Source organism: Pseudomonas sp. CF161 (assembly GCF_000416215.1).
GTDB lineage: Bacteria > Pseudomonadota > Gammaproteobacteria > Pseudomonadales > Pseudomonadaceae > Aquipseudomonas.
In genome coordinates this window covers 1-25,239 of record NZ_ATLP01000085.1, presented here as the reverse complement: position 1 = coordinate 25,239, position 25,239 = coordinate 1, and the positions used below count along the sequence as shown (strand labels likewise).

Sequence of the window (25,239 nt, the reverse complement as noted above, 5' to 3'; positions counted from 1 at the left end):
CTCTCCAAAACTGAACAAGTTGCTTAATATTATTCATTTTTAAAGAAAGTCAATCGATCCTAGCCTGACGGTCACTGCTCCACTGATGGAATCCCGACCATGTCCCCGCTGATTCGCCTGCTCGCCAGCTTTATCGCCTTGATGATGGCCATGGGCATTGGCCGTTTTGCCCTCACCCCGCAGTTGCCCCATCTGCTCAGCGAAGGCCAGATCGACCTGACCGCCGCCGGCCTGATCGCCGCCGCCAATTACCTGGGTTACCTGTTGGGCGCCCTGGATGCGATGGTTGCCCACCGCCCTCGCCAAGTGCGCCAGCGCCTGCTCGGCGGCCTGTGGTTGTGCGTGCTGCTGACCCTGGCCTCGTTCTGGGCCCAGGGCTTCTGGGCGCACGTGCTGCTGCGCTTCGGCACCGGGGTGGCCAGCGCCTGGGTGCTGGTGATGATCACCGCCCTGAGCCAGCCCCTGGCCCAGGCAGCCGGTCGGCCACGGCTCGGCGCCCTGGTATTTGCCGGGCCGGGCCTGGGTATCTTTCTGACCGGGTTGCTGGCGCTGGGCTCGAACCTGCTCGGGCAAAGTTCGGCCATTCTCTGGCTGGTGTATGCCGCAGTCGGTTTGCTGATGCTGCTGGTGATCCTGCCGATCCTGCCGCAGCCCGAATCCATGCCGCTCAACGCACCCGCGCCTGCTACTGCCGAGGGCCGGGAAATCCCCCGCCTGGGGCTGATCTACGCCCTGTATGGCCTGGGCTACATCATCCCGGCGACCTTTCTTTCGCAGATGGCCAGCGCGCATTTTCGCGGCCAGTGGCAAGCGGACCTGTTCTGGCCCTGTTTCGGTCTGATGGCGGCACTCGGGGTGTTGCTGGTCAGCCTGCGCCGCGCCAGCCCCGGGGCAACCCGCTATTGGCTGATGGCAACACTGTGGATGATAGCTGCCGGAGTCTTCGCCTGCCTGCTGGGCAATGGCAGTGGGCTGGCGCTGGGGGTGATCCTGTGCGGGACCTCGTTCCTGGCCTGCATGCAATTGGTGATGCAACGCTCACGGGAAATAGCCCCCCATGCCACCCAACGCAACGCCGGGCTGCTGACCGCCTGCTTTGCCATTGGCCAACTGAGCGGACCGCTGCTCGCGGCCCTGAGCAGCCATTACAGCGACGACCTGCAGCCGGCGCTGATCATCGCCGGCGGGGGCCTGCTGCTGGCGGGAGCGTTGCTGCTCAGCCGCCAGCGGTTTGCCGGCAAGAGCCCGGAACCCTGCGCAACCCTTACAGAAAGCGGCGAATACGCCGGCGCAACCACTGCTCGGCGCTGACGAACGTAATGCCCAACAGCACCAGCACCGCGCCTATCACGAAGTTGAAACTCAGGGGCTCACCGAGCAGCAGCACGCCAAAGGTCACGCCGAACAGCGGGGTCATAAAGGAGAACACCGCCAGGTTGGCCGCCAGATAACGCCGCAGCAGCCAGAACCAGGTCAGGTAGCTGAAAAACGACACCACCAGCCCCTGGAACAACACACTGGCGACCGCCACCGGAGTCAGGCTGACATGGCTGATCTGCCCGCTCAGCGCAGCAATCAGCAGCAGGCCGACAAAGCCGACGATCAACTGATAGAACAGAGTCAGGGTCGCCGGCGCCTCGGATAATCGCGAGGCCCGCACGACCACGGTGGTCGCGCCCCAGGCCATGCCGGCCAGCAGGCCCAGGGTGTCGCCCAGCAACATGCGCCGGTCCAGGTTCTCCAGGGAGATGCCGCCAGCAAAGGCAATGCTGATGCCGATAAACGCCAGCAAAATCCCCAGCCACTGCAGGGGCCGCAGGCGCTCACTGGGCAACAGCCAATTCACCCCCAGCGCGGTAAAGATCGGCGCGGTGTACAGAAACACCGACATATGGGCGGCGCTGGTCAGCTGCAGGCCTTCGGCGATAAACAGAAACTCCAGGCCGAACAGGCTGCCGGCCAGCAAACCGCCACGCCAGGTGCTGCCGATCTGCGACCAGCCGCCCTTCCAGCACATCAACAAGGCCACCAGCAGCGCGGAAATCCCGGAGCGAGCCGCAGCCTGCATCACCGGTGCGATATCCGCCGCCGCCCACTTGATCATCACCTGCTGCACGCCCCAGATCAGGCACAGCCCCAGCATCACTTGCAGGGCAAAGCCATCGGCGCTACGCCGCTCGGTGCTCACCGCAAACACTCAACGTTAATCAACGACATGGCAGTTACTCGACAAAAACGAACAAGCCTCGCAAGGGCTGCGTGGCGAAACAGAATCAGCTTGTTTTAAAAAAAGGCGTTGCCAGGACCTCGCCGGCACCCCACATCCTTGGCGGCACCAGGCACGACCGGCTAAGCGCGAGGACCGCCAAAGCGCCGCGCACAGGCATAGCCAACACTGCAGGCGACACCACTGGCGAAAGTGCCCCAGGCCATGTCCAGCAAGGCCAGCTGCGCCGACCAGCCGTGCAGGGTCGACCAGTTGCTCAGGTCATAAGTGCCGTACGCCACCAGCCCGAGCAAAGCGCCGAGCCGCGTACTGTGCAGCCAACTGCCCCGAGCCAGCGCCGGCTGTACTGCAAACACCAGGCAACCCAGGACATACAGCAGATAAAACAGCGCTGCCGGGGCCAGCAGCGGCTGGTCGAGCATCAGCGAACCCAGCAGCGCCTTGTAGGTCGGCCCCATCAACAGCCCCAGCCAAAGGCCGTCGAGCAGCAGAAACGCAAGCAATGTGCCGAAATAGGCAATCAGCCGGAGTCGCATGTCGAATGCCTGTTCAGTGGGGTCCCGCTCAGCTTAGTTCAATGCGGTCGGCATGGATCACGATCTGACCCTGCTTATAAAGCGCGCCGATGGCCTTCTTGAAGTTGCCTTTGCTGACACCGAACAAACTGCTGATCACGGTCGGGTCGCTCTTGTCGCTGACCGGCAAGGTGCCGTTGTTTTCACGCAACTTGGCGAGGATCTTCGAGTTCAGGCTGGTGGAGGCTTCTTCGCCCACCGGTTGCAGGCTCAGGCTGATTTTGCCGTCACCGCGAACTTCTTTGATAAAGCCTTTTTCTTCTTTGCCCGGGCGCAGGAACTTGAACACTTCGTTCTTGTGGATCAGCCCCCAGTGCTTATTGTTGATGATCGCCTTGAAGCCCATGTCGGTGGCTTCGGCCACCAGCAAGTCGACTTCCTGACCCGGCTGGTAGTTGGCCGGGGTCTTGTCCAGGTAGCGGTCAAGGCGCGCGGTGGCGGTGATACGGCGGGTGTGCTTGTCGAGATAGACGTGCACCACGCAGTACTCGCCGGCGGTCATCTGGCGCTTTTCTTCGGAGTACGGCAGCAGCAGATCCTTGGGCAAACCCCAATCGAGGAATACACCGATGCTGTTAACTTCAACGACTTTAAGACTGGCGAACTCACCGACTTGAACTTTCGGTTTTTCAGTAGTTGCGATGAGTTTGTCTGCACTGTCCAGATAAACAAAAACATTGAGCCAGTCTTCGTCTTCACTGGGAATATCTTTGGGAATATAACGATTAGGCAGCAATATCTCGCCGTCCGCCCCACCGTCCAGATACAAACCAAAGTTAGTGTGTTTAACCACTTGCAAACTGTTGTAGCGCCCGACTAAAGCCATTTCCAATACCCTCATTGCGTGGGCGGCATTCTACAGGGGTTTTACCCGGTTGGTTTGATGCGCAGGCGGACGGCGGACGAAATTTCCTTGAAGACATTGATTTTTCTCGACTTCCACCGCCAAAGGCCTCCGCTCGTCAGGCAGAGGCCGCCCCGCGCACCCCGTCCTGACCGCTAAAAAACGCCATGATCCAGCCAAAGTTTTAGTTAAAACAGCGGCTTAGGTAAATACGGCGAGCATTATCCGGCGCTCAACTCTTTATCACCCAGGTTATTCCGAAGGATATTTACCAAGCAATTGTCAAGCATTTCATGTATTATGCGTGGCCAAGTTAATTTTCTACAGGTTAATGGCCGCCATGCGTGTAAAAGCATCCAACAGCAAAGCAAAGCCAGCTCCAGCCGTTGAAACCAGCGAATCGATCAACAACCAGATCGCTGCATTCCTCAAGTCTGGCGGCGAGATCCAGCAAATTGCCAAAGGCGTCAGCGGCCAGACTTTCGGCCCGTCGAAGCAGATCACCCTCGGCAAAAAGTAATACCCCCCGCAGCACATCCTGGTCCCTAAGCGCTTTGAACCTCAAAGCGCTAGGACTAGAGCCTGACTCCCTTCTCCTTGCATAAATCGACGAACGGCCCTCAGCCCCGAGGTTTCGCCGGTATGCTTGCACACGTCTAGAACGGGCCTTTGCCAAGGGCTCTTGGTTTCTGCTCCTCGCTACCCATGGAGTGCAGCATGCTCAAACCCTCTTTCCTGCTGATCAGCGCACTGTTGGTCAGCCCCGTCGGTCATGCCCAGGTTTTCCAGCGTGAATTGGGCGACTTCGACCTCAAGCTGGGCACCACCCCGACCCGCAGCATGGCCCAGGGACTGGTCAAGCCGACCAGCTCCGGCTCGTTCCACGGCGGCCTGGACCTGAGCCACGACAGCGGCTGGTACGCCGGGCAATGGTCACCCAGCGTGGGCCTGAGCCCATCGAGCAAACTGGAAGTGGACTCCTACCTCGGCTACAAGCAGCCCTTCGACCAGACCCTGGGCTATGAACTGGGGATGATCCATTACAGCTACCCCAAGCTGGAAACTCTGGACAGCCATGAATTCTTCGGCGGCCTGACCCTGCTCGGCAGCCGCTTTGGCGCCGCCTTCAGCAACGACCCGGACAAACGCAACAGCACCCTGTTCGCCGACCTCGGCGGGAACGCGCCATTTGGCATAGGCGTCAGCGTCAAATACACCAACCACCAACTGGGCAACCCGGTGTCGATCACCAGCGGCGGCTACGTCAATAGCTTCAATGACTGGTCAGTGAAGCTCTCACGGCCGTGGATGGGGATCGACCTCAACCTGATCTACAGCGACTCCAACCTCAGCGGCGGCGACTGCTCGGCCTATTCCGGGCAAAACGCCGAATGCGACGGCCTGCTGACGTTCAAGGCCGAACGCTCCTTCTATTAAAAGGCTGAACTGCCAGGCGCCTTTTGGGTTCAGATACACAAACCCGCATTCGCAAGGACTCGCCCATGTCGCGCCGGTTAATCCACTTCGCATTGCTGTTAGTGCTGTGCTTCGCCTCCAGCGCCTGTAACCGCGTTGGCCTGGCCTATCGCAACCTCGACGTGATCATCCCCTGGACGCTCAACGACTACCTGGACATGAACAGCGAGCAAAAGGGCTGGCTCAACCAACGCCTCAAGGAACACCTGAGCTGGCATTGCAGCACCCAACTGCCGGGTTACCTCGACTGGCTCGACCGCCTGCAACACATGGTCGAAAGCAACCAGGTCGACGACGCAGCCCTGCAAGTGCGAACCCAGGAAGCCAAGCAGGCCATCGCCCAGACCGCCCGGGAAATCACCCCATCGGCCATCCAATTGCTGCAGGGCCTGGACGATCAACAGGTCAAGGACATGAACAACGCCTTCGCCAAGGATCAGCGCGAGCGGCAGGCGCAGTACCTCAAGCCGACCTTGCAGGAGCAGATCAAGCAACGCAGCGAGCGGATGACCAAACGCCTCAACGCCTGGCTGGGCCCGCTCAGCTCGCAACAGCAGCAGCGGGTTGAACAATGGTCAGCCGACCTTGGCGATCAGAATCAACAATGGATCGCCAACCGCGCCCATTGGCAGGCGCAATTCAGCGCCGCCGTGGAGCAACGCCACGCCAGCGACTTCCCGCAACGCATCGAGCAACTGCTGGTCAATCGCGAGAGCTTGTGGACGCCGGAATATCGCCAGGCCTACGCCGCCACTGAACAGGCGGCGCGCAGCCTTTTGGTGGACCTGATGGCCCAAAGCACGGCGGAGCAACGCCAACGCCTGCTGAAGAAGATCGATGGCGTACGCAGCGACTTCGAAGCCCTCAAGTGCCTAAAAGCCGCGCGCCAGAGCTGAAGCGTTCACTGGCAACTGGCGACGCGGGGTTCAAGAGTCAGGCAATCTGGGCCTTGCTCGCCACTTCGTCGAAGGTCGCCGGATCCAGGGCATCGGCCTGTTCGTCCAGTACCTGACGCGGGTGATCGTTGCCGGGGATGCTGCTGTCGATCATGCACAACAGGCTGGAGCCGCGCGGCGTCAGAATGAAATTCTCACCGTTGCCGCCCTCGTCCTCCGGCCGCGGCTCGATAAAGCCCCGGTCCAACAGCAGCTTTTCATACTCGGTGGCCGTGACCTTCAGCTCATCCAGATTGCCCGTCGACTCGCCTTCGGCTTCCTTGGCCGCCGCATGCTGCTCGGCGTAGGGCCGTGGGGTAAAGCTATGGCCGGCGCTGTTCTGCACTTCGTGCAACAGCCGTTCAATCAAATCCCAGTTATAAGTCGTCATCCTGATTCAACCTCCACACCTAAGAGTGAAATGCCTTTCATAGGTTGTGACCGGTGTGGTTTTCAGCCGTTCAGGATTTCCTGCGCCCGATCCGACCCTTGATCGGAAACCGCTAGGCCCGGATCAAACGCGGCAACGGCTAACCCGCATACCGCCAAGCCCCAGCTAAGCTGCAAATATGACCCCCGCCGACCTCAGCCTGCACCAATACACCCTGCGCATGAACCGGGTGCTGGAGCATATCGACCATCACCTGGACCAGCCCCTGGAGCTGGCGGACCTGGCGCAAATCGCGCATTTCACCCCCCAGCACTTTCATCGCCTGTTCAACGCCTGGGTCGGGGAACCCCTGGGCGATTACCTGCGCCGCAGGCGTCTGGCCCACGCTGCCTATCAACTGGCCAGTGAACCCGAGGCCAGCATTCTCGAGGTCGCCCTGACAGCCGGCTTCAGCTCGGGCGAGGCGTTTTCCCGGGCCTTCAAGCAACACTATTCAGTCACCCCAAGCAGCTGGCGCAGCAGCGAACCCAAACGCTGGCACCGTCGCCTCAGCGACGTGCGCGAGCGCCGCCTGCGCGAGTTACCCAACCCCGATCAGACCCATATCCCGGGATTCGACGACCCTGACGCCTTCATTCACCTCAAGGAGCCGCTGATGAACGTCCCCCTCAAACACCTGCCACCGGTGCGCGTGGCCTGCCTGCGCTACACCGGCCCCTACGGCACCGGCATCGGCCTGTTCTGGCGCGAGACCGCAGCGCGCTGGATGATCGACAAGCAGCTGTTCAACCGCGTGCGCTATGGCATCGGCCACGACGACCCCAGCAGCACCCCGGCCCACCTATGCCGCTACGACGCCTGCATCGAAGTCCCCGCCAACTTCATCAGCACCGCCCCCGCTACCCTCAGCCTCCTGCCCGGCGGCCTCTACGCCGTCGCGCCCTACGCAGGCAAAGGCCCGGACATCGCCGATGCCTGGCTCGAACTCTGCCGCGACTGGCTCCCGCGCAGCGGCCTGCAACTCGACGCCCGGCTGGCCTTCGAACGCTACCCGGTCGACGCCCACTACGACGCGCAAACCGGTGAGTTGGAGTGTGAGATCTGTATTCCGGTGAAGGCGCTTTAACCACAGGACTTCCCGTGGTGAGGGAGCGTGCTCCCGCTCGAGCGCACAGCGGTCGCAAACCTGAGCCAGGATTTCCCCGGGCAGCCTCCCTGCAAAATAGGAAAGGCCTTACAACAACATCAGAAACCCCAACCCGGCCAGACCTTTAAAGGCAATCAACGGATTGGCTATAGTCGGCAAGCCGTCAATAACGACGGCTGGGTTTGGCGACCTATATCTACAGAGTGATGCAAAAGATCCTGCTTGCAGGTATTTTGCGTCCGCACAATCAGCTTTATGGGGGCTGTGCGTGGGAGATCACTTGATCTGCCGGCTTTGCTCTGTAGTCGGTTCGCCAACCTGCGCACAGCCGCCACCCTGCTGTTTGGCGACGATGGGTGATGGCATTGATCCAATCACACAGAGGTTTTCACATGAACCGATACATGCCCATTACAGGACACGACAGCACTCTGCCGTCCCTGCTGATCGACACCCACGCCCCGATCGACGTGCTGCACGACGCAGCCGCCTACCGCATTCGTGCCGCCACCCAACTGCTGGAAAATTTCGCAGGCCCCGAGAAACCAGACCACGCGCCGGTCGTGCTCCAGGAACTGTCCCTGGTCTGCACCATCCTGCTGCGCGACGGCTGCGATTTGCTGGACGTGACGACCCGACGCCTGCAAGAACAACTCACGCTCTAAAACAAAACGGGCGACCTGAAAGTCGCCCGCTTAATGCCATCAAGGAAAATATGCCCGTAACACCATCGAACATACCTCACCGCCAAATCCGAGCGGTCTACGACGCCCACACCATTCGCGTCTACCAAGCCTATTGCGACACCATCGCCGACTCCGCCCTAGCCCACGGCACATTCATCTCCCCACCGTTCAAAATGGAACGCATGACCTGGGTTAAACCGTCCTTCCTGTGGATGATGTACCGCGCCGGCTGGGGGTTTAAAGACACCGGACAACAGCGCATCCTCGCCATCGACATCAGCCGGGAAGGCTTCGAATGGGCTCTGGCCAATGGCTGTTTAAGCCATGCCGATGAGTCAGTCAGCCAAGAACAATGGCTCACACTCAAAAACAACTCACCGGTGCGCATTCAATGGGACCCGGAACGGGATCTGCACTTGCAGCCACAGGAACACCGAGCGATTCAAATTGGATTGAGTAAAGAGGCGGTGCAGTTATATGTGCATCAGTGGATACAGCGCATTACTGACGTCACACCCTTAGCCCATTCGATCTGCAAACTGGTTCAGGAGGGGGATTTGGTAAAGGCTAGGGAGATGATGCCGGAGGAGCGGGAGTACATATATCTCACTTAAAGAAAAACCTCCCAACCTTACCAAAAATGCAAATCAAACACCCACTAATAAAGCGCAGCACCATCACACCAACAACCAACCAAGCTCTTATGAATCACTTATAAACACTAGAAAAATACTCATCAACCCTATCACTATACAATATACGATCACTCAAAAAATCTAGCACCTTCGAAACTACTATCCCCTTACGCAACTCACTTGGAAAATCCTCTATTGAGGCATAATCGCCAGGAACCAAATACCTATAGTAGTCTCCCATACTAGTTACTCCAACATACCCAGCAGGATAATCTTGACCGGGTTTAGACCCCTCAACCGCGTGATATACAAAAAGGCCTTTATTCGCGGATAGATTAGCCTCTGCATACGCTCCCAAGCCAACCAAATCAGAATTAAGCTTTTCAAATATTAACTCTTTAGAAAGCCGCTCACTATTACGCCACGACGAATAATAATCCACACCAAACCTACCCTCTTTATTATCGGGATAGCTTGTATAAACAGGAGACTCCTCCCACACAAACTCTGTTAATTTATCGAGCAAAAGCTCAACTGATTCGAGCTCAAGCAATACCCTCGGCAAATTTCCAAAGCAATTATTTACCATAACAGCAACTTTTCCGTTCTTATCCATTGCAAACCATGTATAGATAATTCCAAATCCTGGACGCCAATCTTTATTCAATTCACTCATCCTCACCCCCCACTAGACCAAATAGCACTACAGTTCTCACAAGCTTTAATTAGACCATCGCTCAGGTTATTCTTCCCCCAAACATCTCTGGGCCTTACGGCGTCCGTAAATTTTATTCCTGCTGGATTAGCTCCTCGTCTAACCAACTGATCTGCACCTGAAACCTCCGCACAAGCACCAACCTTATTTTTGCAAAGAGCAGTGAACTGACCGATCTCAACGCCCAATTGACTTCCAATATACTTCACAGTAGCCGGATGCAACGCATCGACATTTATGCTACCACTACTCGTCCCCACGGCCGTCATACCTGTCACAGGATCATATGCTCCGACCATTGTCGCGACCTTACCGACCTGAGTTTTAGATTGGAACTTTGTTATTTCATCAAACAGCGCTTGTTGCGCAAGTTTCGCAATTTTATCATCCTGCGAATTACCGATGTCTTTTGAATCACCTGTTTCACTATACATCACCCCCGGATTCAACTTGTGCTCCGGAGTCACATACGTTCCACCCGTCTGTACTCCATCCAGCTGAGTCCCGCCAGTATGAGGTGTGGTGGCAACCCCACCGCCTTCAGCATAGCCGCCACTTGCAGGATTACGTCCTGAGGCATCAACAACCGGGTTGACCAACTTGCGGTTTTCATCATCAAGTAGGTGAGTTGGAAATGGTGTGAGCATCACCAACTGTCAGAGCGACAGCGAAATCTTCAGTTGATTTTCCGCTTCTTCCTTTGTCGCCTGGGTAAATTGGCTAGAGTTTTCAATGAAGGTGTTGGCAGCGCCACGCATCCGTTCTTGGTTTTCAGGTGTCGACACTTGAGAGATCAGCACATACGCCAATGCTGCCGGAACCGCAGCCCCTTGAACATAATTATTCGAGCCCGTCGGGGAGCTTCTTAAACTGCTAATTAATACTGCGATTTCAAGGGTTTTTTCTGGGCTTTCACGAGCAATATCCTGTATCCGAGCAGCAAGAAGTCTAGTGGCGTCACTATTAAGCTCACCGACCTTATTTTTAAATAGGCGATCAATTGCGTAAGCCCTTTTGCTCTCATCTTTACTGAAGAGCTTGCGGTGATCCTCTCTTGATACTATTTCTCTATTGCTTTCTTCGGCTGCCGACTTCAGGTCAGTGCCCCGGGGCCGGGATCAGCGGCTCGGTCGGCTACGGCCACCGGCAAGAACAAAGTCGATATCCGCACCGAAAACCACACCCAACTCGACGGTGCCCTGTTGTAGACGAGCCAATCAGACACTTCTTAATCCATACGTTGTCTTTTTTACGCCGGCACAAACCCAAACCCCATATCCCCCTCAAAGGTGAAACACATAAACCACCCATGATCCGCCGCCAGCAGGTAATGGTGCTGGGGAATGGAAAGCAGGCACTCAGACACACCAAGCAAGGCCGAGACATCGCCCACTACTGCCAGGCTGGTGGCGCTGTCGCCGACGTACACGGCGTCTCCGGCGAGGCTGTATTGCTGGGCCATTCGGGCAAAGAAGTCGCAGAAGGCCTGGGTCTGCTGCTGGCGATCCAGCGCCACCTCGGTCACCGCGAACGGCAGGCTCGGCCAGTGTGGGCGCAGGTTGCGGATCTCGAACCAGTCCTTCATCAGGTCAAAGTAAGCATCGACTTGCGGTTCGATCCGCAGTTGGCCGCTGGCGAGCGGCTGGCGCAGGTCCTGTAGCAGTTCCTGGTCAAAGTAGTTACTCATCTGCGGTGTGCTCCGGGTCGGATTCTGCCTTGTCGCGCAGAGCCTGGGCCAGACGTTGCATGGCCTCGGCGTCGCGCTCGGTACGGATGTGCTGCTTCAGGGTCGGCAATAACAGGTACGCCAACAGGCTGCGGTCGCGGGGGGATTGGGGAAGGCGCTGGGCGACCCAGTCGGCCAGCACTTGGGTGGACATGATCGAACAAAACGCCTGATAAGGCCGGGCGCTGGCAAAGGACAGCGTCAGGTAGTGCTCGGCCAGCAAGCGTTGCTCGCTGCGCTGCCAGGAACGATGGGGGATCAGTTGCAGGGCGACCGCGCTTGCAGGGCTGGCGGCGGGGTATTCGCGCAGCAGCCACTGCGCGGCCTCGGCGGAGCTCATGGCACGCAGGGTGGTGCACTGCTGGTTCAATTGGGCATCCATTGCTCATCTCATTGCTGATAACTGCTTCCCGGCCGCACGGGGCTTCGGGGCGCTCACGATAACAGCCGGCCAGCGGAAACAACGTCATTTCCTGGCGCTGCGCAGCGCCTGAAACTCTGAACTTTTATCCGCCCCTCGGCCTCAACCGGGTAACTGCCTTATCGGACCCCGAGGCCACTGCCATGAAAACCCTGCGTAACCTTGCCATCGCCAGCACGCTGCTCTGCGCCCTGCCCGCCTGGGCCTGCACCCTGGAAGAGGCCACCGCCAAGCGCGAACAGCTGGCCCAGGAAGTGACGAAACTCACCCAGCAGAACCCGGCCAAGGCCAAGGAAATCAATGACGAGTTGCAAAAGATGAACCTGGAAACCGCGAGCAAGGACCTGCCCGACAAGTGCCAGTTGATCGATCAGCGCATCAAGGAACTCGACACCGCCGGCAAGAAAGCCGACAGCTGAGGCCCCGGATGCAAAAAGCCCGGAACAGGTCCGGGCTTTTTTCAGGGTCACGCCGGGCGCTTATTCAGCGGCTGGAGCTTCCGGCTTGCGGCGCTTGAGCGGCGCCATGCCGTCCTTGCTGACCAGCGACAGGGCATCGGTTTTCGGCCGATTGGCGATCTTGCGCTTGGTCGGAGCCTTGGCCCCGGTCTTCTTCTTGTCGCCCTTGGCGTCGACCTTTTTCTTCTTCACGCCCACGGCCTTGCCCGAAGCCTTGACCTTTTTCGGTCCGCCGTAGGTGCCTTTGACTTCCTTGATGGTGCGGCGCTCGAAGCTCTGCTTGAGGTAGCGCTCGATGCTCGACATCAGGTTCCAGTCGCCGTGGCAGATCAGCGAGATGGCCAGGCCATCATTGCCGGCGCGGCCGGTACGACCGATACGGTGCACGTATTCGTCGCCGCTGCGTGGCATGTCGAAGTTGATCACCAGGTCCAGGCCGTCCACATCGAGGCCGCGTGCGGCTACGTCAGTGGCCACCAGGATCTTGACCCCGCCCTGTTTCAGGCGGTCGATGGCCAGCTTGCGGTCCTTCTGGTCTTTCTCGCCGTGCAGGACGAACGCTTTATAGTCCTGGGCCACCAGTCGGCCGTAGATGCGGTCGGCCATGGCCCGGGTGTTGGTGAACACGATGGCCTTCTGGTAGGTCTCGTTGGCCAACAGCCAGTTGACGATCTGTTCTTTGTGCTGGTTGTGGTCAGCGGTAATGATTTGCTGACGGGTGGTAGCGTTCAGCTGGCTGACGGCGTTGAGCTGCAGGTGCTCCGGGTTGTTCAGGACCTTGGCGATCATTTCGCGCAGGCCCGAACCGCCGGTGGTGGCCGAGAACAGCATGGTCTGCTGGCGGTTGGTGCACTCTTCCACCAGGCGCTGCACGTCTTCGGCAAACCCCATGTCGAGCATGCGGTCGGCTTCGTCGAGCACCAGCACTTCGACTTCTTTCAAATCGAGGTTGCCGGCGTTGAGTTGCTCGATCATGCGGCCCGGGGTGCCGATCAGGATGTCCGGCACCTTGCGCAGCATGGCGGCCTGGACCTTGAAGTCTTCACCGCCGGTGATCAGGCCGGACTTGATGAAGGTGAACTGCGAGAAACGCTCGACTTCCTTCAGGGTCTGCTGGGCCAGTTCGCGGGTCGGCAGCAGGATCAGGGTCTTGATGCTGACGCGGACCTTGGCCGGGCCGATCAGGCGATTGAGGATCGGCAAGACAAAGGCCGCGGTCTTGCCGCTGCCGGTTTGAGCTGTCACCCGCAGGTCACGCCCTTGGAGCGCGAGCGGGATAGCCGCTGCTTGCACAGGCGTAGGCTCGACAAATTTAAGCTCGGCCACGGCTTTGAGCAGGCGTTCGTGCAGGGCGAATTGGGAAAACACGGGTGCTACCTCGAAGATATGCAAAAAAACAGCTGCATAGGTTACCGGTTTCGAGCGCCGAGGCCGAGTTTCTTTGCGCGAACGGCGCTAAACCGATGGTTTTTTGTCAGCGGGTTTGTCGGCAACCGTCACTTTTTACGACTTAAATGCTCTAATCGACCGAACTTGTCTGACAGAAGAATCGTTTTAGCTTATGGATTTCAAACAGCTCTGGCTCAATATCCAAGACCTTTGGGGCGCCCTCGACCAGCACCCTTTCCTGCTTTCGGGGTTGGCCCTGGCGCTGCTGCTGATCGTGGCCCTGGTCCTCGGACGAGTGGCACGCTATCTGGTGCTGCACGCCACCAAATTGCTGGGGCGCCAACCGGCGCTTCATTGGATCAACGACCTGCGGCATAACAAAGTGTTTCATCGCCTGGCGCAGATGACCCCATCGCTGGTGATCCAGTTCGGCCTGCACCTGGTGCCCGAACTGAGCAAGGCCAGCCTGGTGTTCCTGGGCAATGTGGCGATGGCCTTCACCATCCTGTTCCAGGTCCTGGCCCTGGGCGCGCTGCTCAATGCCTTGCTGGATATCTACGCCCGCACCGAACACGCCCGCACTCGCTCGATCAAGGGCTATGTGCAGCTGGCGAAGATGGTGCTGTACGTGTTTGGCGCGATCATTATTGTCGCCACCCTGATCGACCGATCGCCGCTGTTGCTGCTGTCGGGCCTGGGTGCGATGTCGGCGGTGATCCTGTTGGTCTACAAGGACACCCTGCTGTCGTTCGTGGCCAGCGTGCAGTTGACCAGCAACGACATGCTGCGGGTCGGCGACTGGATCGAAATGCCCCAGGTCGGCGCCGATGGCGACGTGGTGGACATCACCCTGCACACGGTCAAGGTGCAGAACTTTGACAAGACCATTGTCTCGATCCCGACCTGGCGCCTGATGTCCGAGTCGTTCAAGAACTGGCGCGGCATGCAGCAATCGGGTGGGCGGCGGATCAAGCGCAGCCTGTTTATCGACGCCAGCGGCGTGCGCTTCCTGCATGACGATGAAGAGCTGCGGCTGAGCAAGGTCCGCCTGCTGACCGACTACATCAGCCGCAAGCAGGCCGAGCTCAAAAGCTGGAATGAAGCCCAGGGCAACGTCGCCGCCATGTCGGCCAACCGTCGGCGCATGACCAATATCGGCACCTTTCGCGCCTACGCCCTGGCGTACCTGAAGAGCCACGCCGAGATCCAGCCGAACATGACCTGCATGGTCCGGCAGATGCAGACCACCGCCCAGGGCATCCCCCTGGAAATCTACTGCTTCACCCGCACCACGGCCTGGGCCGATTACGAGCGGATCCAGGGCGATATCTTCGATTACCTGCTGGCGGTGATGCCGGAATTCGGCCTGAGCCTGTACCAGCAACCCAGCGGCAACGACCTGCGCGCCGGCCTGCTGCCCGCAGTGCTGGGGGCCAGCGCAATTCCCGAAGTGGAAAAACGCGCGATCTGATGTGCCTGTAGCCGCTGCCGAACGCTGCGGCTACAGGGGGGCCGGCGTGGGGTGTCAGGTGGATCGAGGCTGTGAGGTGTTGCCTCGCCGGCTGATCCATACCGCCGCCAGGATCACCAAAGCCCCGAAAAACAGCCGCCCCAGTGCTTCGTGCTGGTTCCAGATCAACAGGTTGATCAGCAACCCCACCGGCACGTGCAGGTTGTTCATCACCGCCAGGGTCGCGCCGCTCACCAGGCACGCGCCCTTGTTCCACCAGTACAGGCCCAGCGCCGTGGATACCAGACCAAGAAACAGCAGCACGGCCCATTGCAGCGGCGCTTCGGGCAGGAAGTTGGATTTGCCGAACAACACAAACGCCGGCAACGCCACCGCCAGCGCCCCCAGGTAGAAATAGCCAAAACGCCGGTAATGCGGCAGATCCGTGGGGTGACGCGCCACCAGGTGCTTGTACAGCACCTGCCCGGCGGCATAGGTGAAGTTGGCCAGTTGCAGCAACAGGAAGCCGAGGAAGAAATCCGGGCTGATGCGGTCGTAGCGGATCACCGCCGCCCCCGCCACCGCCACCAGTGCCGCCAGCAGGCCCCAGGGGTTGAAACGACGGTTCAGGGCGTCTTCGATCAGGGTCACGTGCAACGGCGTGAGGATGGTGAACAGCAACACCTCCGGCACCGTCAGCACACGAAAGCTCAGGTACAGGCAGACGTAGGTCACGCCGAACTGCAAGGCGCCGATCACCAGCATGCCGCGCATGAACCCGGGCTCGACCTGGCGCCAGCGAGTCAGGGGAATGAACACCAGCCCCGCCAGCACCACCCGCACCAGCACCGCGAAATAGCTGTCGACGTGACCGGCCAGGTACTCGCCGATCAAGCTGAAGGAAAACGCCTGGATCAGCGTGACAAAAAGTAGATAGCCCATGGTCGCCTCGTCTGGAATGGCGGCGACGATAGCGGTTTGCCGATTCGCAGGCAAAAAAAACCCGATCTCGCCATGCGTTCGATCGGGCAGGAGCACTCAGGAGCAACAAGTGCAAAGGGAGGTTCGATGCGCGAACCGCTTGAAGGGGGAAGCGCAGGCGTTACTTAAGCACTGCGCGATTATCTGACGATTAACGGATCAGGCGACCTGGGCGAGCTTGGCGTTGGCCTGGTTCAGGCCCTTCTCCTGGAAGTCGCCGCCCAGGTTCATGCCCTCGGCATGGATGAACTCGACATCGTGGATGCCGATAAACCCCAGCACCTGGCGCAAGTAGGGTTCCTGATGGTCGGCCGAGCTGCCGGCGTAGATCCCGCCGCGGGCAGTCAGCACGTAGGCACGCTTGCCGGTCAGCAGGCCCTGGGGGCCGGTGGCGGTGTATTTGAAGGTCACGCCGGCACGCAGCACATGGTCGAGCCAGGCCTTGAGGGTGCTGGGGATGGCGAAGTTGTACATCGGCGCCGCCAGCACCAGTACATCGGCGGCCAGCAGTTCGTCGGTCAATTGGTTGGAGCGCTCCAGGGAGGCGTGTTCGCCGGCGTTGCGCTGTTCCGCAGGCTTCATCCAGCCGCCCAACAGGTCGGCGTCCAGGTGCGGCACCGGTTGGCGCGCCAGGTCACGCACGGTGATTGCGTCGCCTGGGTGGGCGGCTTGCCACTGGCTGATAAAGGTCTGGGTCAGTTGGCGAGACACGGAATCTTGCTGGCGGGCGCTGCTTTCGATGATCAGGACGCGGGACATGGGCTGAAGCCTCCATCGGGGGGTGCGTAAGTCGATGGAGGGGAGACTAAACAGAGTGATATCGATGAAAAAGCGCAAATAACTGCTATAACCAATCAACAAATTCGTTTATAAGCGGAGCGTACCCGGCATAAGCCCTATAAGCCGGGCACCACCGGGATCACTTGGCGGAACAGCTGAGGTCCAGCCGCAGCTTGATAATTTTGCGGTTGAACTTGGCGGTGACGTTTTTGCTCTGCCCTGCGGCGACTTCCACCTTGCGCGTGCGCGGTGCTTCGGGGCCGTTGCGAAACACCACCGAACACAGCGCATCGGTCTTGCCGAAGTTGTTCAACTGGATGGAGCCGATGTCCTGGTCGGTGTCGTAGGCGGTGTAGTCGATGCTCAGGCCATTGAGCTGTTTCTCGACATCGATCGGGTAGGCAAAGGCGCTGAGCGGCAGCAGGGCCAGCAGCGCACAACAGAATTTTTTCATTCGGCAGTCTCCAATGTGGAGCGCCAGCTTAGGACAAGAGGAGCCCCTCATGAAAGCGCCCCGCGTTACCCTCGATCAATGGCGAACCCTGCAGGCCGTGGTCGACCATGGCGGCTTTGCCCAGGCTGCCGAGGCGCTGCATCGCTCGCAATCCTCCGTCAGTTACACCGTGGCCCGCATGCAGGACCAACTGGGCGTGCCGCTGTTGCGCATCGACGGCCGCAAGGCGGTCTTGACCGAAGCCGGCGGCGTGTTGCTGCGGCGTTCGCGACAACTGGTGAAGCAGGCCAGCCAGCTGGAAGACCTGGCCCACCACATGGAACAAGGCTGGGAGGCCGAAGTGCGGCTGGTGGTCGACGCCGCCTACCCCAATGCGCGCCTGGTGCGCGCCCTGACCGCGTTTATGCCCCAGAGCCGCGGTTGCCGGGTGCGCTTGCGCGAGGAAGTGTTGTCCGGGGTCGAGGAAGTACTGCTCGAAGGCATCGCCGACCTGGCCATCAGCGGCTTCAGCATCCCCGGCTACCTGGGCACGGAAATGAGTTCGGTGGAATTCGTCGCCGTGGCGCACCCGGAACACCCCCTGCATCGCCTGCAACGCGAGCTGAACTTCCAGGACCTGGAAAGCCAGCTGCAAGTGGTGATCCGCGACTCCGGCCGCCAGCAACCCCGGGATGTCGGCTGGCTCGGCGCCGAACAGCGCTGGACCGTGGGCAGCCTGGCCACCGCCGCCACTTTCGTCGGCAGCGGCCTGGGTTTTGCCTGGCTGCCCCGGCACCTGATCGAACGGGAAATCCGCGAAGGCGTGCTCAAGGTGCTGCCGATGGAACAAGGCGGCAGCCGGCACCCGACCTTTTACCTGTACTCGAACAAAGACAAGCCCCTGGGCCCGGCCACGCAGATTCTGGTGGAGCTGCTGCGCACCTTTGACACCGCGCCGCTGGATGCGCCCTTCGCCGCCCCCGAACAAGCCTGACCCCCACCCGCCCCAACAGGAGTTGTGCCGTGGCCTATTTCGAACATGAAGGATGCACCCTGCACTTTGAGGAATACGGCCAGGGCACACCCCTGATCCTGATGCATGGCCTGGGTTCCAGCACCCTGGACTGGGAGATGCAGATCACCGATCTGGCAGCCCGTTACCGGGTGATCGTGCCCGATGTGCGTGGCCACGGCCGCTCCGACAAACCCCACGAGCGCTACAGCATTTCCGGGTTCAGCGCCGACCTGGTTGCCCTGATCGAGCACCTGAACCTTGCGCCCGCGCACCTGGTCGGGCTGTCCATGGGCGGCATGATCGGCTTCCAACTGGCAGTCGATCACCCGCAGTTGCTCAGGAGCCTGTGCATCGTCAACAGCGGGCCCGAGGTCAAGCTGCGCAGCCGCGCCGATTACTGGCAATGGTTCAAACGCTGGAGCCTGGCCCGGGTGCTGGGCCTGGCGACCATCGGCCAAGCCCTGGGCCGCAACCTGTTCCCCAAGCCGGAGCAGGCCGAGCTGCGGCAAAAGATGGCCGAACGCTGGGCAAAAAACGACAAACGTGCTTATCTCGCCAGCTTCGACGCCATTGTTGGCTGGGGGGTAAAGGAACGACTTTCCCGCATTCCCTGTCCAACTCTGATCGTCAGCGCCGACCACGACTACACCCCGGTGGCGCAGAAAGAGGCCTACGTGAAATTGCTGCCCCACGCACGACTGGTGGTGATCGATGATTCACGCCACGCCACCCCGCTGGACCAGCCACACCGCTTCAATCAAACCCTGCTTGAGTTTTTAACCACAGTCGACACCACCACCCAGGATCACTGACCCATGCTGAAAAAAATCGCCCTCGTCGCCGGCTCCGTTCTGTTCGCCGCCAACCTGATGGCCGCACAACCGGCCAAGGCTCCCCACGTCGTGCTGGACACCAGCTTCGGCAAGATCGAAATCGAACTGGACCCGGTCAAGGCACCGATCTCCAGCAAGAACTTTCTTGAATACGTCGACAGCGGCTTCTACAGCAACACCATCTTTCACCGGGTGATCCCGGGGTTCATGGTCCAGGGCGGTGGTTTCACTGCACAGATGAATCAGAAAGACACCCGCGACCCGATCAAGAACGAAGCCAGCAACGGCCTGCACAACGTGCGTGGCACCCTGTCGATGGCCCGCACCTCGAACCCGAACTCGGCCACCAGCCAGTTCTTTATCAACGTGGCCGACAACGCCTTCCTCGACCCGGGCCGTGATGCCGGCTACGCGGTATTCGCCAAAGTGGTGAATGGCATGGACGTGGTCGACCAGATCGTCAACTCCCAGACCACCACTAAACAAGGCATGCAGAATGTGCCGATCGACCCTGTGCTGATCAAGTCGGCCAAGCGCATCGACTAAAGAGGCAAGGCGTCAGGAGCGGTCGTACCGTGCCGTGCGGCCGCTCATATCTTGACCAGGAGAGCCCGCCCCGCGGGCACCAAACCCAATGTTCTATCGCCGTTTCGAACAACTGATCGACATCTTCCGCGACGCCCCCACGGCTGCACCGCCAAACCGGGTCCTGGCGTTCTACCTGTACTACATCAAGCAAGTCTGGCCGAGCTTCGCCGCCCTGCTGGTGGTGGGCCTGTTCGTGGCCCTGATCGAGGTCTCGCTGTTCAGCTACCTGAGCCGCCTGATCGACCTGGCCCAGGGCACGCCCAATGTGGACTTCTTCAAGATCCACGGCACCGAGCTGATCTGGATGGCCGTGGTCGCGCTGCTGTTGCGGCCGCTGTTCGTCGGCCTGCATGACCTGCTGGTGCACCAGACCATCAGCCCCGGCATGACCAGCATGATCCGCTGGCAGAACCACAGCTACGTGCTCAAGCAGAGCCTGAATTTCTTCCAGAACGATTTTGCCGGGCGCATCGCCCAGCGCATCATGCAGACCGGCAACTCCCTGCGCGACTCGGCGGTGCAAGCCGTAGACGCCCTGTGGCACGTGCTGATCTATGCGGTCAGCGCCCTGGTGCTGTTCGCCGAGGCCGACTGGCGCCTGATGATCCCGCTGCTGGCGTGGATCGCCTGCTACATCGGCGCGCTGCGCTACTTCGTGCCTCGGGTCAAGGACCGCTCGGTGGTGTCCTCCGATGCACGCTCCAAACTGATGGGGCGCATCGTCGACGGCTACACCAACATCACCACCCTCAAGCTGTTCGCCCACACCCAGTTCGAACAGAACTACGCCCGCGAAGCGATTGCCGAGCAGACCGAAAAAACCCAGCTCGCCAGCCGCGTCATCACCAGCATGGACGTGGTCATCACCAGCATGAACGGCCTGCTGATCGTCGGCACCACGGGCCTGGCCCTGTGGCTGTGGACCCAGTCGCTGATTTCGGTCGGCGCCATTGCCCTGGCCACCGGCCTGGTGATCCGCATCGTCAACATGTCGGGCTGGATCATGTGGGTGGTCAACGGCATCTTCGAAAACATCGGCATGGTCCAGGACGGCCTGCAGACCATCGCCCAGCCCCTGAGTGTCACCGACCGCGACCAGGCGCCACGCCTGGCCGTGACCCAGGGCGAAGTGCGTTTCGAGCAGGTGGACTTTCACTACGGCAAGCAATCGGGGGTCATCGGCGGCCTCAAGCTGGTGATCCGACCCGGCGAGAAGATCGGCCTGATCGGCCCGTCCGGTGCGGGCAAGTCGACCCTGGTCAACCTGCTGCTGCGGCTCTATGACCTGCAGGGCGGGCGCATCCTGATCGATGGCCAGGACATTGCCGAAGTCACCCAGGAGAGCCTGCGCGAACACATCGGCATGATCACCCAGGACACTTCGCTGCTGCACCGCTCGATCCGCGACAACCTGCTGTACGGCAAGCCCGACGCCACCGACGAGGAACTGTGGGAGGCGGTGCGCAAGGCGCGGGCCGACGAGTTCATTCCGCAACTGGTGGACTCCGAAGGCCGCAGCGGTTTTGACGCCCATGTCGGCGAGCGCGGGGTCAAGCTGTCCGGTGGCCAGCGCCAGCGCATCGCCATTGCCCGGGTGCTGCTCAAGGACGCGCCGATCCTGATCATGGACGAGGCCACCTCGGCCCTGGATTCGGAAGTCGAAGCGGCGATCCAGGAGAGCCTGGAAACCCTGATGCAAGGCAAGACCGTGATCGCCATCGCCCACCGGCTCTCGACCATCGCCCGTATGGACCGCCTGGTGGTCCTGGAAAAAGGCCGCATCGCCGAAAGCGGCAGCCATGCCCAATTGCTGGCCCACGGCGGCTTGTATGCACGCCTGTGGCAGCACCAGACCGGGGGCTTTGTCGGCATCGACTGACAGCCTTGCAAAACCAGCCAGAGCCCTTGTGTGTAGAGGGCTCTGGCTTTTTTATGGGCGCTGGAATTCGGCCAGAATCCTGCTGTACTCACCCTAGGTTCTGGCGCAGAACCTGTAGTTCATCTGCAGGGACGCATCATGGCGTTATCGAATCGATAGGTCGTCCTATCAAGGATTCACCTCATGTCTCTGTTCAAGCGTTCAGTCACTGAGTTGTTGGGTACGTTCTGGCTGGTTCTGGGTGGGTGTGGCAGCGCAGTGCTGGCCGCGTCTTCCCCCCTGGGTATCGGTGTACTGGGTGTGGCCCTGGCGTTTGGCCTCACCGTTCTGACGATGGCGTTCGCCATCGGCCATATCTCCGGTTGTCACCTCAACCCTGCCGTGTCGGTGGGGCTGGTGGTGGGTGGCAGGTTTCCGGCCAGGGAGCTGCCAGCCTATGTGGTGGCGCAAGTGATAGGCGGGATTGTCGCGGCGGGCCTGATCTACTACATCGCCAGCGGCAAACCCGGCTTCGAACTGGCCAGCGGCCTGGCGTCCAACGGCTACGGTGAGCATTCGCCGGGCGGTTACTCGATGGCAGCGGGCTTTGTCTGTGAGGTGGTGATGACCTTGATGTTTGTGGTGATCATCCTCGGCGCCACCGATAAACGGGTCCCGGCGGGCTTTGCGCCGATCGCCATCGGCCTGGCGCTGACCCTGATCCACCTGATCTCGATCCCGGTCACCAACACCTCGGTCAACCCGGCGCGCAGTACCGGCCCGGCGCTGATCGTCGGCGGCTGGGCGATCCAGCAGTTGTGGATGTTCTGGGTCGCGCCGATTTTGGGTGCGGTGATCGGTGGCGGGCTTTATCGCTGGCTGGGCCGGGAAGACCGCTAGTGCGCTGACCGCGAGGGTCAGGCTTGCCGATAAGGCAAGGCGGCCCTCGCTTCCTCGGCATAGGCCAGGATGCCGAGCCGTTCCTGCTGCAGGAAATCCTTCACCGCCGCATTCAGCCCGGGATGGCGCAGGTAGTGCCAGGAATGGGTAATAACCGGCTCGAAACCGCGAATCAGCTTGTGCTCGCCCTGGGCCCCGGCGTCGAAGCGTTGCAGGCCGTGGGCGATGGCGTAATCCATGCCCTGGTAGAAACAGGTTTCGAAATGCAGCCGATCGAACTCCGCCAGGCAGCCCCAGTAGCGGCCATAGAAACTGTCGCCACCCACCAGACTGAAGGCCATGGCCACCGGCCGCGGGCCCTGCTTGGCCAGGACCACGCGAATGGCCTCGGGCATGCGCTCGGCCAGCAAGCTGAAGAAGGTCCGGGTCAGGTAGGGCGTCTGGCGCCGCACGGCGTAAGTATTGGCGTAGCAGGCGTAGACAAAATCCCACTGCGCCTCATCCAGTTCGTGCCCGCCCAGCCACTGGAACTCGATGCCCTGCCCCGCCACCTGCTCGCGCTCCTTGCGCATCTGTTTGCGCTTGCGCGAGGCCAGGGTGTCGAGGAAATCCTGGAAGTCCCGGTACCCGCGATTCTGCCAATGAAACTGGCACCCCAGGCGCTGCAGCCAACCCGCCTGCCCGGCCAGGGCGGCGTCGGCAAAGGGGTCGGTGAAATTGATATGGGCGCTGGAAAGCTGCTCGATCTCCAGATAACCGGGCAGGCTTTTCAGCAGTTCGAAGGCGTCCTCCTGGCTGGCCGCCAGCACCCGCGGGCCGCTGACCGGACTGAAGGGCACGGCGGTCAGGAGCTTGGGGTAGTAGTCGATTCCGGCACGCTCGCAAGCCTCGGCCCAACCGTGATCGAACACGTACTCGCCATAGGAATGCCATTTGCGATAACTGGGCAGCGCCGCCAGCAAACGCCCGTCTTGCACATGCAACAGGTGCTCGGGCTGCCAGCCGGAGCGCGGGCCGAGACTGCCGCTGTCTTCCAGGGCGCTGAGAAAGGCATGACGCAAAAACGGCTGCGCATCGGCCACCAGGGCATCCCACTGTTGCGGGTCGACGGCAGAGAGACTGTTCAAGGATTGAAGCGGCATTGCGTTCCCCGGTATGGATGGCCCAAACACCGGCCGAGTATCCCCCATCGTCCGGCGCGCCGAAATAAAAACCGCCAGGGCACGCTCAACGGCCCAGGTGCTGCGCCAGGAAATCGATAAAGGCCCGGGATTTCGCCGGCAGGTGCGCACTGTTGGGAAACACCAGCTGCACCGACTGCCTCGGCAGGCCGTACTCGGGCAGCAGGCGCACCAGGCGCCCCTGGGCCAGATCGTCGTCCACCATCCAGGCCGGCAGCACCGCCACCCCGAGGCCGGCCAGGGTCAACGCGCGAATCGCCGTCGACGCGTTGGACTCATGCTGGCTGATGAGCGTGACCTGGACCTCGCCCCGCACCGGGTGGCTGAAGGTCCAGCTGGGCGGCCCCTGCAGCGTGTTATGGGTGATCCACGGCAGGCGGCTCAAGTCCTGGGGAACCTGCACCGCAACCCCCTCGGCGAATGCCGGACTGGCCACCAGCACAATCTCGTATTCGTCGAGCTTGCGGCTCTTGAACGCCGAATCGCCGAGGTTGCCCAGGCGAATCACCAGGTCGAGTTTTTCCGCCACCAGGTCATTCAAGGATGAGTTGAAGTGGTAACTCAGGCGCACCTCGGGATGGCGCGCGGCAAACAGCGGCAACAGCGGCAAGACATATTTCTCGGCGTATTCGCCGGTGGAACTGAAGCGCAACGTGCCCGCGACCCGTCCGTGGCCATTCAGAACATTGTCAAATGCATTGTCGATACTGGCGACGATGCCCTTGAACTCCTGATAGAAATCCTGGCCGGTTTCAGTCAGGGAAACACGTCGCGTGCTGCGGATCAGCAAGGTGCTGCCCAGCGCCTGCTCCAGGGCCTTCACATGCAGGCTGGCCATGGCTTTGCTCATGCCCAGGTAATGGGCGGCCTTGGTATAGGAGGCGAAATCCACCACCGCGAGAAAGGTCTGCACCCGATTGAGGTGAGCGTGCAAAGGGTTATTCACTGTCAAGCCTCATCAAACAATGTTTCAAGTATAGGGGCATGGACCCGGTCGGCATATCGCCCCTAAGCTCCCCGGCAAACGGGAGATCACATGACTTATCGCTACCAAGTGGCGCTGGTATTCCTGCTCGGGTTCTTTATCGACTGCGTCAATATCTTCATGTCGGCCGTGGCGCTGCCCAGCATCGCGACCGACCTGCAGGTGTCCGGCACTGCCGTGGCCTGGGTCGCCAACGCCTATATCCTCGGCCTGACCCTGATCATGCCCATCAGCACCTGGCTGGCCGGGCGCTATGGCAGCCGCGAAATCCTCACCCTGTCGATGCTGCTGTTCAGCCTCACCGCCGGGCTCTGTGCCCTGGCCGGCAGTTTTCCCGAGCTGCTGTTCTGGCGCCTGCTCCAGGGGATCGGTGGCGGCCTGCTGATTCCGGTCGGGCAGGCCCTGACGTTCAACCTGTTCCAGGGCGAGCAACGGGCAAAGATCTCGACCCTGATCATGGCCGTGGCGCTGATCGCCCCCGCCTTGTCACCGCCCCTTGGCGGGCTGATCGTCGACCACAGTTCGTGGCGCTGGGTGTTCTCCAGCAACCTGCCGTTTTCCCTGCTGGCCGCCGGCCTGGCCTGGTGCTGGATCCGCGAACGCCGCGCCG

General features: G+C 60.5%; 30 protein-coding genes. 15 read left to right on the top strand and 15 right to left on the bottom strand.

What is annotated here, in order from left to right:
* Positions 1-99 precede the first annotated feature (99 nt).
* Entirely contained in the window at positions 100-1,311 is a 1,212-nt protein-coding gene (locus CF161_RS16630; protein WP_020297772.1) for an MFS transporter, read from the top strand.
* On the opposite strand, the gene CF161_RS16625 is transcribed toward CF161_RS16630, so the two are convergent.
* The 3 genes from CF161_RS16625 to CF161_RS16615 form a co-directional block, all read right to left on the bottom strand.
* Positions 1,265-2,188 carry a DMT family transporter gene (locus CF161_RS16625; RefSeq protein ID WP_020297771.1) on the bottom strand — a complete coding sequence of 308 codons (924 nt, stop codon included), beginning with the start codon at positions 2,186-2,188 and terminating at the stop codon, positions 1,265-1,267. The genes CF161_RS16630 and CF161_RS16625 overlap by 47 nt on opposite strands.
* Positions 2,189-2,349: 161 nt before the next feature.
* Positions 2,350-2,763, bottom strand: coding sequence for a DUF2177 family protein (locus CF161_RS16620; RefSeq protein ID WP_020297770.1), 414 nt, complete (start codon positions 2,761-2,763; stop codon positions 2,350-2,352).
* Positions 2,764-2,791: 28 nt separating this feature from the next.
* Positions 2,792-3,628, bottom strand: a complete 837-nt coding sequence (locus CF161_RS16615; RefSeq protein WP_020297769.1) for a S1 RNA-binding domain-containing protein — start codon at positions 3,626-3,628, stop codon at positions 2,792-2,794.
* A 349-nt stretch (positions 3,629-3,977) separates the two neighbouring features.
* Between CF161_RS16615 and CF161_RS16610 the strand changes: the two genes are divergently transcribed.
* The 3 genes from CF161_RS16610 (at position 3,978) to CF161_RS16600 (ending at position 6,018) form a co-directional block, all read left to right on the top strand.
* Positions 3,978-4,166: a hypothetical protein gene (locus CF161_RS16610; RefSeq protein WP_017337097.1), complete on the top strand. Its 189-nt coding sequence runs from the start codon at positions 3,978-3,980 to the stop codon at positions 4,164-4,166.
* A 197-nt stretch (positions 4,167-4,363) separates the two neighbouring features.
* Positions 4,364-5,083, top strand: a complete 720-nt coding sequence (locus CF161_RS16605; RefSeq protein WP_020297768.1) for a TorF family putative porin — start codon at positions 4,364-4,366, stop codon at positions 5,081-5,083.
* A gap of 65 nt (positions 5,084-5,148) precedes the next feature.
* Positions 5,149-6,018, top strand: a complete 870-nt coding sequence (locus CF161_RS16600) for a DUF6279 family lipoprotein (RefSeq protein WP_020297767.1) — start codon at positions 5,149-5,151, stop codon at positions 6,016-6,018.
* A 37-nt stretch (positions 6,019-6,055) separates the two neighbouring features.
* Here the strand turns inward: CF161_RS16600 and CF161_RS16595 are convergent, their stop codons facing one another.
* Positions 6,056-6,448 (bottom strand): hypothetical protein, encoded by a 393-nt coding sequence (locus tag CF161_RS16595; RefSeq protein WP_020297766.1) that lies wholly within the window; start codon positions 6,446-6,448, stop codon positions 6,056-6,058.
* Positions 6,449-6,626: 178 nt separating this feature from the next.
* Here CF161_RS16595 and CF161_RS16590 point away from each other — a divergent pair, with 178 nt between their 5' ends.
* The 3 genes from CF161_RS16590 (at position 6,627) to CF161_RS16580 (ending at position 8,895) form a co-directional block, all read left to right on the top strand.
* Entirely contained in the window at positions 6,627-7,574 is a 948-nt protein-coding gene (locus tag CF161_RS16590) for a GyrI-like domain-containing protein (RefSeq protein ID WP_020297765.1), read from the top strand.
* Positions 7,575-7,987: 413 nt separating this feature from the next.
* Positions 7,988-8,260 (top strand): hypothetical protein, encoded by a 273-nt coding sequence (locus CF161_RS16585; RefSeq protein ID WP_043229655.1) that lies wholly within the window; start codon positions 7,988-7,990, stop codon positions 8,258-8,260.
* Between the two features lie 50 nt (positions 8,261-8,310).
* Entirely contained in the window at positions 8,311-8,895 is a 585-nt protein-coding gene (locus CF161_RS16580; protein ID WP_020297763.1) for a DUF4291 domain-containing protein, read from the top strand.
* 94 nt (positions 8,896-8,989) lie between these two features.
* On the opposite strand, the gene CF161_RS32315 is transcribed toward CF161_RS16580, so the two are convergent.
* The 5 genes from CF161_RS32315 to CF161_RS16570 all read right to left on the bottom strand — a co-directional run bounded on the left by CF161_RS32315 (position 8,990) and on the right by CF161_RS16570 (position 11,739).
* Positions 8,990-9,592, bottom strand: coding sequence for a hypothetical protein (locus CF161_RS32315; protein WP_084471729.1), 603 nt, complete (start codon positions 9,590-9,592; stop codon positions 8,990-8,992).
* Positions 9,593-9,594: 2 nt separating this feature from the next.
* Complete coding sequence (locus tag CF161_RS33160; RefSeq protein WP_177326785.1) at positions 9,595-10,278, bottom strand: hypothetical protein; 684 nt, start codon at positions 10,276-10,278, stop codon at positions 9,595-9,597.
* A 9-nt stretch (positions 10,279-10,287) separates the two neighbouring features.
* Positions 10,288-10,431 carry a hypothetical protein gene (locus tag CF161_RS32855; RefSeq protein WP_156882696.1) on the bottom strand — a complete coding sequence of 48 codons (144 nt, stop codon included), beginning with the start codon at positions 10,429-10,431 and terminating at the stop codon, positions 10,288-10,290.
* 449 nt (positions 10,432-10,880) lie between these two features.
* Complete coding sequence (locus tag CF161_RS16575; protein ID WP_020297760.1) at positions 10,881-11,318, bottom strand: hypothetical protein; 438 nt, start codon at positions 11,316-11,318, stop codon at positions 10,881-10,883.
* Positions 11,311-11,739: a hypothetical protein gene (locus CF161_RS16570; protein ID WP_020297759.1), complete on the bottom strand. Its 429-nt coding sequence runs from the start codon at positions 11,737-11,739 to the stop codon at positions 11,311-11,313. Before CF161_RS16570 ends, CF161_RS16575 begins: the two co-directional genes overlap by 8 nt.
* Before the next feature lie 182 nt (positions 11,740-11,921).
* On the opposite strand from CF161_RS16570, the gene CF161_RS16565 reads away from it, so the two are divergent.
* Complete coding sequence (locus tag CF161_RS16565) at positions 11,922-12,197, top strand: hypothetical protein (RefSeq protein ID WP_020297758.1); 276 nt, start codon at positions 11,922-11,924, stop codon at positions 12,195-12,197.
* A gap of 60 nt (positions 12,198-12,257) precedes the next feature.
* Here the strand turns inward: CF161_RS16565 and CF161_RS16560 are convergent, their stop codons facing one another.
* Positions 12,258-13,604 (bottom strand): DEAD/DEAH box helicase, encoded by a 1,347-nt coding sequence (locus CF161_RS16560; protein ID WP_020297757.1) that lies wholly within the window; start codon positions 13,602-13,604, stop codon positions 12,258-12,260.
* A gap of 193 nt (positions 13,605-13,797) precedes the next feature.
* Here CF161_RS16560 and CF161_RS16555 point away from each other — a divergent pair, with 193 nt between their 5' ends.
* Positions 13,798-15,096, top strand: coding sequence for a mechanosensitive ion channel family protein (locus CF161_RS16555; protein WP_020297756.1), 1,299 nt, complete (start codon positions 13,798-13,800; stop codon positions 15,094-15,096).
* Positions 15,097-15,150: 54 nt separating this feature from the next.
* Here CF161_RS16555 and CF161_RS16550 read toward each other — a convergent pair whose 3' ends face one another.
* From CF161_RS16550 to CF161_RS16540, 3 genes are all read right to left on the bottom strand, one after another.
* Positions 15,151-16,017: a carboxylate/amino acid/amine transporter gene (locus CF161_RS16550; protein ID WP_020297755.1), complete on the bottom strand. Its 867-nt coding sequence runs from the start codon at positions 16,015-16,017 to the stop codon at positions 15,151-15,153.
* Between the two features lie 198 nt (positions 16,018-16,215).
* Complete coding sequence (locus tag CF161_RS16545; protein ID WP_020297754.1) at positions 16,216-16,815, bottom strand: FMN-dependent NADH-azoreductase; 600 nt, start codon at positions 16,813-16,815, stop codon at positions 16,216-16,218.
* 160 nt (positions 16,816-16,975) lie between these two features.
* Positions 16,976-17,290: a hypothetical protein gene (locus tag CF161_RS16540; protein ID WP_020297753.1), complete on the bottom strand. Its 315-nt coding sequence runs from the start codon at positions 17,288-17,290 to the stop codon at positions 16,976-16,978.
* A gap of 49 nt (positions 17,291-17,339) precedes the next feature.
* Between CF161_RS16540 and CF161_RS16535 the strand changes: the two genes are divergently transcribed.
* The 5 genes from CF161_RS16535 to aqpZ all read left to right on the top strand — a co-directional run bounded on the left by CF161_RS16535 (position 17,340) and on the right by aqpZ (position 22,463).
* Positions 17,340-18,263, top strand: coding sequence for a LysR family transcriptional regulator (locus CF161_RS16535; RefSeq protein ID WP_020297752.1), 924 nt, complete (start codon positions 17,340-17,342; stop codon positions 18,261-18,263).
* Positions 18,264-18,292: 29 nt separating this feature from the next.
* The gene (locus tag CF161_RS16530) at positions 18,293-19,096 is read left to right on the top strand and encodes an alpha/beta fold hydrolase (RefSeq protein WP_020297751.1); all 804 of its coding nucleotides are present in this window, start codon (positions 18,293-18,295) and stop codon (positions 19,094-19,096) included.
* Positions 19,097-19,099: 3 nt separating this feature from the next.
* Positions 19,100-19,663: a peptidylprolyl isomerase A gene (locus CF161_RS16525; RefSeq protein WP_020297750.1), complete on the top strand. Its 564-nt coding sequence runs from the start codon at positions 19,100-19,102 to the stop codon at positions 19,661-19,663.
* Positions 19,664-19,751: 88 nt separating this feature from the next.
* Complete coding sequence (locus CF161_RS16520) at positions 19,752-21,584, top strand: ABC transporter ATP-binding protein (protein ID WP_020297749.1); 1,833 nt, start codon at positions 19,752-19,754, stop codon at positions 21,582-21,584.
* A gap of 183 nt (positions 21,585-21,767) precedes the next feature.
* Positions 21,768-22,463, top strand: coding sequence for an aquaporin Z (aqpZ, locus tag CF161_RS16515; RefSeq protein WP_020297748.1), 696 nt, complete (start codon positions 21,768-21,770; stop codon positions 22,461-22,463).
* Positions 22,464-22,480: 17 nt separating this feature from the next.
* Here the strand turns inward: aqpZ and CF161_RS16510 are convergent, their stop codons facing one another.
* Together CF161_RS16510 and CF161_RS16505 are read right to left on the bottom strand one after the other, a co-directional pair.
* Positions 22,481-23,605 carry a GNAT family N-acetyltransferase gene (locus tag CF161_RS16510; RefSeq protein ID WP_020297747.1) on the bottom strand — a complete coding sequence of 375 codons (1,125 nt, stop codon included), beginning with the start codon at positions 23,603-23,605 and terminating at the stop codon, positions 22,481-22,483.
* A gap of 85 nt (positions 23,606-23,690) precedes the next feature.
* On the bottom strand, positions 23,691-24,578 hold the full coding sequence (locus CF161_RS16505) for a LysR family transcriptional regulator (protein WP_020297746.1): 888 nt from the start codon (positions 24,576-24,578) through the stop codon (positions 23,691-23,693).
* Positions 24,579-24,680: 102 nt separating this feature from the next.
* Here CF161_RS16505 and CF161_RS16500 point away from each other — a divergent pair.
* On the top strand, positions 24,681-25,239 hold a 559-nt coding region (locus tag CF161_RS16500; protein ID WP_020297745.1), incomplete at its 3' end, for an MFS transporter.

What these genes read in the sequence shown, in the direction of transcription:
- CF161_RS16570 (WP_020297759.1), bottom strand. Translation starts at nt 11,739, where the DNA reads ATGGATGCCCAATTGAACCAGCAGTGCACCACCCTGCGTGCCATGAGC.
- CF161_RS16580 (WP_020297763.1), top strand. Translation starts at nt 8,311, where the DNA reads ATGCCCGTAACACCATCGAACATACCTCACCGCCAAATCCGAGCGGTC.
- CF161_RS16575 (WP_020297760.1), bottom strand. Translation starts at nt 11,318, where the DNA reads ATGAGTAACTACTTTGACCAGGAACTGCTACAGGACCTGCGCCAGCCG.
- CF161_RS16555 (WP_020297756.1), top strand. Translation starts at nt 13,798, where the DNA reads ATGGATTTCAAACAGCTCTGGCTCAATATCCAAGACCTTTGGGGCGCC.
- CF161_RS16540 (WP_020297753.1), bottom strand. Translation starts at nt 17,290, where the DNA reads ATGAAAAAATTCTGTTGTGCGCTGCTGGCCCTGCTGCCGCTCAGCGCC.
- CF161_RS16590 (WP_020297765.1), top strand. Translation starts at nt 6,627, where the DNA reads ATGACCCCCGCCGACCTCAGCCTGCACCAATACACCCTGCGCATGAAC.
- CF161_RS16595 (WP_020297766.1), bottom strand. Translation starts at nt 6,448, where the DNA reads ATGACGACTTATAACTGGGATTTGATTGAACGGCTGTTGCACGAAGTG.
- CF161_RS33160 (WP_177326785.1), bottom strand. Translation starts at nt 10,278, where the DNA reads ATGCTCACACCATTTCCAACTCACCTACTTGATGATGAAAACCGCAAG.
- CF161_RS16535 (WP_020297752.1), top strand. Translation starts at nt 17,340, where the DNA reads ATGAAAGCGCCCCGCGTTACCCTCGATCAATGGCGAACCCTGCAGGCC.
- CF161_RS16615 (WP_020297769.1), bottom strand. Translation starts at nt 3,628, where the DNA reads ATGGCTTTAGTCGGGCGCTACAACAGTTTGCAAGTGGTTAAACACACT.
- aqpZ (WP_020297748.1), top strand. Translation starts at nt 21,768, where the DNA reads ATGTCTCTGTTCAAGCGTTCAGTCACTGAGTTGTTGGGTACGTTCTGG.
- CF161_RS16620 (WP_020297770.1), bottom strand. Translation starts at nt 2,763, where the DNA reads ATGCGACTCCGGCTGATTGCCTATTTCGGCACATTGCTTGCGTTTCTG.
- CF161_RS16585 (WP_043229655.1), top strand. Translation starts at nt 7,988, where the DNA reads ATGAACCGATACATGCCCATTACAGGACACGACAGCACTCTGCCGTCC.
- CF161_RS16565 (WP_020297758.1), top strand. Translation starts at nt 11,922, where the DNA reads ATGAAAACCCTGCGTAACCTTGCCATCGCCAGCACGCTGCTCTGCGCC.
- CF161_RS32315 (WP_084471729.1), bottom strand. Translation starts at nt 9,592, where the DNA reads ATGAGTGAATTGAATAAAGATTGGCGTCCAGGATTTGGAATTATCTAT.
- CF161_RS16600 (WP_020297767.1), top strand. Translation starts at nt 5,149, where the DNA reads ATGTCGCGCCGGTTAATCCACTTCGCATTGCTGTTAGTGCTGTGCTTC.
- CF161_RS16545 (WP_020297754.1), bottom strand. Translation starts at nt 16,815, where the DNA reads ATGTCCCGCGTCCTGATCATCGAAAGCAGCGCCCGCCAGCAAGATTCC.
- CF161_RS16630 (WP_020297772.1), top strand. Translation starts at nt 100, where the DNA reads ATGTCCCCGCTGATTCGCCTGCTCGCCAGCTTTATCGCCTTGATGATG.
- CF161_RS16510 (WP_020297747.1), bottom strand. Translation starts at nt 23,605, where the DNA reads ATGCCGCTTCAATCCTTGAACAGTCTCTCTGCCGTCGACCCGCAACAG.
- CF161_RS16610 (WP_017337097.1), top strand. Translation starts at nt 3,978, where the DNA reads ATGGCCGCCATGCGTGTAAAAGCATCCAACAGCAAAGCAAAGCCAGCT.
- CF161_RS16550 (WP_020297755.1), bottom strand. Translation starts at nt 16,017, where the DNA reads ATGGGCTATCTACTTTTTGTCACGCTGATCCAGGCGTTTTCCTTCAGC.
- CF161_RS16525 (WP_020297750.1), top strand. Translation starts at nt 19,100, where the DNA reads ATGCTGAAAAAAATCGCCCTCGTCGCCGGCTCCGTTCTGTTCGCCGCC.
- CF161_RS16605 (WP_020297768.1), top strand. Translation starts at nt 4,364, where the DNA reads ATGCTCAAACCCTCTTTCCTGCTGATCAGCGCACTGTTGGTCAGCCCC.
- CF161_RS16520 (WP_020297749.1), top strand. Translation starts at nt 19,752, where the DNA reads ATGTTCTATCGCCGTTTCGAACAACTGATCGACATCTTCCGCGACGCC.